The organism is Deltaproteobacteria bacterium, from assembly GCA_017302835.1.
In the GTDB taxonomy this organism is placed as follows: domain Bacteria; phylum Bdellovibrionota; class Bdellovibrionia; order Bdellovibrionales; family Bdellovibrionaceae; genus UBA2316.
Map to the genome: position 1 here is coordinate 1 of JAFLCC010000033.1, position 5878 is coordinate 5878.

Here is a 5878-nt window from a genome sequence, read left to right on the forward strand (position 1 = left end):
AAGGCTAGGGCGTTTAAAAGCTGTTTCTGCTTTCTCTCCTAAGTATTCCCCGGCGGGTTGGGGCCCCTGTATTAACAAATCAACCACCAAGCCTTATGTTCCGCGCTCACCACGATTCTGTTTACTGACAAGCTTAGACCAGATCATGCCGATGGAACCAAAGCTTGGTCGATGAATTTTTTTGGGGTACTTTCACAGCAAGATACCTGTAGTAGTTCGCAATGGGGCTTTAAAGAGCCAGGTGTGAAGTTCATGGAAATGGTCAACTATTCTGGTGGCGTCAAAGGGTCATTGTGTGGCAATGATTTGTACCGTTCGGTTTCAAGTATTAAAGCACGAATAATTCAAATCCTCACAGACTACAACCTAGATCGCAAGCCAAGAATTGATACCATTCGTGTCTATGTTGCTGGAAAAGAAATTGCGAAAGATGATGTAAATGGTTGGTCTTATATAGCTAGTAGTAATTTGATTCGATTCAACGGAACTTCGGTCCCAAATGCCGAAGAAGGTATTCGTGTCGACTTCCTTCCTGAAGAGGCAAATTAAGGAATTTCAAAAATCCAGGCCTTGATCGTCTCTAACTGCTCGGCTGTTAAGCCGGGCAAGTCCTTAGGCATATTTCGCTGTGCAGACGGATTCTTATCAACAGATCCCTTCATAGAATGCCACAGCGGAGACTCTTCCAAATTCTTTTGCTTAACTAACTGAATGTTTTTTGTATAGGCAGACGCAGTTGTAAAACCTGCTTCAGGTAGGCTGATCCATGTTGTGTGGCATTTAAAACACGATTTTTTCATAATGGTGCGCACGCTTGGAAACAATGCGGACTCATTACTCCAGGCCAAATAGTCGGGCATACTACTGCTCGTTTTTGTTCGAATATTATATTGAGCTGCCATTTGGCGTGAAATTACATTGATCTCGCCGGGCTCCATAGCTCGATTTAAAATAATGGCTTCTTGGATATTTGTTAAAGATAAACTGCTTTCCAAATAGCTAAAATTAATGGGCGTGCCAGTTTGTTTTATTGATAGAGTTTGATATTCACCATTTACCATCAGTAGAATATTTTGCGGATCTTTTCCTGCCCGAGCGGCAATAACCAAAGGCTGATTGGCGTTCACGGAAAAGCTGACTTCAGAATAGTTATTTTCAGGTGCTTCATGAACTAATCTGACAGAATTACTTTGAACAGTTATTTTTAAAACTTGATCTTTGTCCACAATCAGCGATAACGCCGCATTGGATCGTCTGTTGGTAACTACAAAAAAAGAAGTCGTGTTGTCAGCAAAAAACAATGCTGCTGACGAGTTCACTGTTGAGTCGAATAGGATTTCGTTTTTTGCCATCAAAAGATCATAGTTGTACATAGAGTCCCAGTACGATTGCAATTCAGTTTGCTCTACAATAGTGCGGGCATATTCAGAGCCATACTTAAACTCATCAAGTGGTTGGAATTCGCCACCGCAATTTTGAAAACCGATCATGACCGAAATCGTTAGTAATGGTGCTGTCCATTTCAAGTTTATTTTACTTCGTATTTTCTTTAATCGCGTCTTCATAGTAATTGCCACTCCGGGGATTCGCAGGTGACAAGCAGAAGACCGCGCCAAATGTCTTTAGCAGTCTCGTTTTTGGCTTTTAAGTCAGTTTGCAATTGCAGCAACGTTTGAGTGAAATATGGAGGCACTTCGTTTGTGCGATAAAAGAGTTCATAAATAGGTCGGATATTTAATGACGTCGCATCGGGTAGGGTATTTATATCCAAATTGGCTTTTTCTAATGCGATTTTGAGTCCATCTGTAGTTCCTAAAAGTTCCTCGCACAATTGAATTTTAAATGATTCCCGAACGGCGTTTGGATCACCATGAATTGGTAAATTGGCGCCATTGGAATCATTTCCACAATCAATCAACGAGAGGCTATCATTTACGTCACAGCCACCACCCAGCTGGGCACCTCGTTTTTCTGCCCAGTTAAAAGTTAAAGAATCAAGTTGCGGCGCTTTTGTTCCATTTTCTGCGGTGAAAATATCGGTAAAAATGCTGATCATATATCGGCGATTCCCGATCCGTATCTGTTTACTTGGCGGGGCCAGTTCTGTATCGACTACATGATTTGGATCTGGTTCCGCAACGCTTAGAAGACGTGCAGAGCTTGAACCATCGTTAGGATCTGCAAACTGCGAACAGTTTTGAAAAAGAAATACAGGGCTTACCACTACAATTAAGGTAAGGCCTGAATATTTAATAAAAGGAATTATCTTAGTCAGCCGTTTCAACGATAGCTCCTTTACCAAATTCGTACTCTAGTTTGCCATCTTTGAGTTTAACCAATGGGGCCGCCAAATTTGCGTAGGATAGTAGGCATTGAACGCGAATACGTTCGTGTGCGAACCCGTTGCATGCATGTCTAAAATTAGCTCTAGATTAGCGGCGCCTACCGGTGCTTTGTAGCCATTAGAAGATTCAACCCTAGGAACAAAAAAATTGTTTAAAGACGTTGCCATTATTTCTACGGATTGAGCTAAATTTTCATTGATTACATATTCTGCCATTGCCAAGCCCTCAGCATACACACCGATAAAAGCACTTGCTAGTGCATTTCTCATGTCATAGTCGGGACCAAATAAATAGACATCTTTAGATTGTATACCCCAATTAAATCGCTCGCCACCAACACCATTTAAAATCAGGTCGCTACTGGCTACAATCGGGTTCATGCTAATGGAATCAACATCAAGACTTCGAACAGCGTCAGCCACTATTCGTTGATACCGAGGCAACGCTTCTTGCATATAAGCATCTAAGTTTCCAATACCTTTTTTCATTAGCGCTTCCGCATTGGAAAGGCTCGCGTTTAAAATTTTGGAAGCGGCATTTGTTCCGGAGCCCTTGGAAGCCAAATTTCGTTTTGCTTTGTCAAAGGCGTCAGTATTTCGTTCTTTTAATGAACGCGCGTCCGTTGACGTTGGCTTACCGAATCCGACAAGAAGAGTTTTGAGTGAATCGTTGATGGGTAAAACATTTACAGCTTTGCCTTTTTGAGAAATGAACGAGGTGAAGGCACCGCGCGCAGGTGACTGAACGGCTTCGAAAATTTTCGACGAATTATCAGCGACTAGACCGGTTAAGCTAGGCACACCTCCGAGTGGAGCCATTTGTTTGGCTGAGTTTGCGGAGTGGCCGTCTGCGCCTGTTCCGTATCCTCGAATAACTAACATGTTGTCGAGTAATTTTGAAATACTTGAATTTCCATTTGATAATTGAACATTTTGACTGAAAAGATGAGGCACGAGCATATTGTTATAGGAATGGTACTTTACGGCCACTCCCGAAATTGATCCGTTCGAGTAAGAATAGGAATTTCCAGTCATAGAGTTGTATTGAAGTTCGCCATCTGAGTTACTCGTTTTAAGCCAATGGTCGAACATATAGCGCATCGGCGCACCAGGCATCATAACATTGATATAATTGCGTGCAGTAGACTGAGCCGTTGCTTCGGCCATTGCCCGTGTTGTAAAATCATTAGCCAATGTCGTTAAGAACGCATCTAAAAATAGAGGAGACATGGCAAATGATGAATTTTTTAAAAAGTGTCGACGCTTCAAATTTCCCCCAAAAAACTAAATCTTAAAATTCTTCGCGTCTATAATAGTCTGACGCGATAATTCGTTTGATCAAGTTTTTCAACGACTGATCACGTTGAAGATCTGCCCCCAGACTTTCAACGAACTCTCTGTTTTTAATATGATCTGTTGTTAATATACGATTCATTTCAGCATAGCGCGGATCTTTTTTATCATAGAGTGGAACTTGAATTCCGGTTAGGAATTCAAAGTATCGTTTAGCTGCACAAGAATAAAAATCCTGAGTCTGTGTAATTACGTTCCCAAGGTCGTCAATTGAATTCAAATTTCGATCCAGAAGTTCGCCATTAAACAGACGAGTAAAAAATTTTCCAGTTGATTTTTTAATGTGAAATTCAGGATCGTCAACGTGAATCCATTCGGCTACTGATGCTTTCTCCTGACGATACTGCGCTAACAGGATTGGAATTTTTGAATGAATTCGTTCTTGGTTATTTCCACTATCGATAACAAAGAATGCTGACGAGCCCGTTGTTAAGTTTCTGGCTACGTTTGCCGCTTGGTCCATCGTTGCATGACACTGAACGCAGCTGGCTGATTTTCTAAATGGAGTTGCCGAATTTGTGACTACAAGATTTTGAATATCGCTCTCTCGTAACGTGGGCAAAGTAGCACACATAAAAGTTTCCATCATAGATTTAACCCAGCGACGCGGAAGTTTTGTAGTACCATTACTTTTTAGTCCGCGCCCATGGCCGTAGTTCATAAGGAAATAGGACGGTAGACCGATGATGCCACCACCATGATTGCGAAAAAAATTATAGGAGTATTCTAAATTAGGTTCTTTGTCTCCAGGGCGATTGGCTCCCAGGGGTTCCATGCTGAGATTACGTACGGCAAAAGAATCCGTTTGCAATTGAATGCCCACTAATGAGCCCACGGCAACGAGGGGGGCTTTTACAAAATCTTCGGCCGGTCTGGCTTCGGCATTTCCTGTGTGCCCGGCGCCGATGGATTGGAATAGTATTGTATTGTCATTCCACAGTGGATTTTCTCCAAGCACCGTACGGGACGGCGTTCGCGTTCCAAAATCACGACCAATCACAGCGCGTATGCGAACGAAATCTTCTACGCGGACGGCTTTCAATCGTTCATTGCCCTTTAAAATGTCGGAATAATGTCCATTGCTAAAAAGGGCCCGAGTCAGAAAATAAGCCTGTTCATGAGCATCGTAAACGTCGGTACTGCCGCGATTCAGTTCTTCGTTGTAGTCTTGAATTTGGTTCATGGCATTGGCACTGAACCACGTGTTGTGAAATTCTGAAAATGTTCTTAGGACCTTTTGTTGAACAGAGCCAATCGCAGAACTGGATTTTTTTATCAGGCCTTGGTTATCAAGAGTAGCTTCATTTAATAGATTCATGCAGGCATCCACCGCCTTTAGTTGGCCCACTTTGATTTCAGCCAGGACGGAATCCTTTAGCGGAATCGGGGCTTGAACTAACTGCATGTAACAACGACGGTATAATCTTTGTTCGGACACATTGGCCGAATTCGCCAATCCATGTGGTGCGGATAAAAAAAACAATATCAATATACTGATATATTTCACGTGTTGTCCCTTAGAACTGTTTCGGCCAAAATACTGTGTCCCCAGAGTCTATATCTATTTGGAATTGAATCCAATCCCCATTGAGATCTTCAATTTCTGGTCCTTGTATTGGAATAGGAAAGTGTTTCATCTTGAGGCAGATGTTTGTATAAAGTCTTTGGTAGAGGAATTAGAAAATTTAATAGGTGTCGACTGATTGGACGTCTGGCTGGACTATCTAGACACCCATATTTATTTAGATGGATAGGATTATAAAAATATGTAATCAGGACAGATGTTAAGAAAGGCAGACGAATATCCGCCTTTCTATATTTCTTTAAACAAAATCCGCTAGGATTTCATTCCATTGCGCTTTAGTTGGTCTGAGTTCTTTTTCGTTTAGGAATGCGAGTGAACCGTCGACCATATTTAGTGTGTCGTTTAAAGATTCTGATTTTGAGTCAATGTAGAATAAGCCGGTGAGTATTTCATTCGATTTTTTACTTTCATTTAATAATCTCATCGCGGCATAGCGGTCGGTGATATCCAGTTCTTGTTTCGCTAATTTTTTAAGGCTAGGGCGTTTAAAAGCTGTTTCTGCTTTCTCTCCTAAGTATTCCCCGGCGGGTTGGGGCCCCTGTATTAACAAATCAACCACCAAGCCTTATGTTCCGCGCTCACCACGATTCTGTTTA

6 protein-coding genes are annotated in these 5878 nt (G+C 41.9%); 1 reads left to right on the plus strand and 5 read right to left on the minus strand.

Annotation, left to right across the window (positions count from 1 at the left end; all coding sequences use genetic code 11):
• The first annotated feature begins 171 nt into the window (after window positions 1–171).
• Window positions 172–549 (plus strand): hypothetical protein, encoded by a 378-nt coding sequence (locus J0M15_16855; protein ID MBN8538719.1) that lies wholly within the window; start codon window positions 172–174, stop codon window positions 547–549.
• On the opposite strand, the gene J0M15_16860 is transcribed toward J0M15_16855, so the two are convergent.
• The 5 genes from J0M15_16860 to J0M15_16880 form a co-directional block, all read right to left on the minus strand.
• A complete protein-coding gene (locus J0M15_16860) occupies window positions 546–1565 on the minus strand; it encodes a hypothetical protein (protein ID MBN8538720.1) in 1020 nt (339 codons plus the stop codon). The genes J0M15_16855 and J0M15_16860 overlap by 4 nt on opposite strands.
• On the minus strand, window positions 1562–2284 hold the full coding sequence (locus tag J0M15_16865) for a hypothetical protein (GenBank protein MBN8538721.1): 723 nt from the start codon (window positions 2282–2284) through the stop codon (window positions 1562–1564). The genes J0M15_16860 and J0M15_16865 overlap by 4 nt, the downstream gene beginning before the upstream one ends.
• A gap of 27 nt (window positions 2285–2311) precedes the next feature.
• Window positions 2312–3613 carry a hypothetical protein gene (locus J0M15_16870; protein ID MBN8538722.1) on the minus strand — a complete coding sequence of 434 codons (1302 nt, stop codon included), beginning with the start codon at window positions 3611–3613 and terminating at the stop codon, window positions 2312–2314.
• Window positions 3614–3635: 22 nt separating this feature from the next.
• On the minus strand, window positions 3636–5204 hold the full coding sequence (locus J0M15_16875; protein MBN8538723.1) for a hypothetical protein: 1569 nt from the start codon (window positions 5202–5204) through the stop codon (window positions 3636–3638).
• Between the two features lie 316 nt (window positions 5205–5520).
• On the minus strand, window positions 5521–5841 hold the full coding sequence (locus J0M15_16880) for a hypothetical protein (protein MBN8538724.1): 321 nt from the start codon (window positions 5839–5841) through the stop codon (window positions 5521–5523).
• Window positions 5842–5878: the final 37 nt, after the last annotated feature.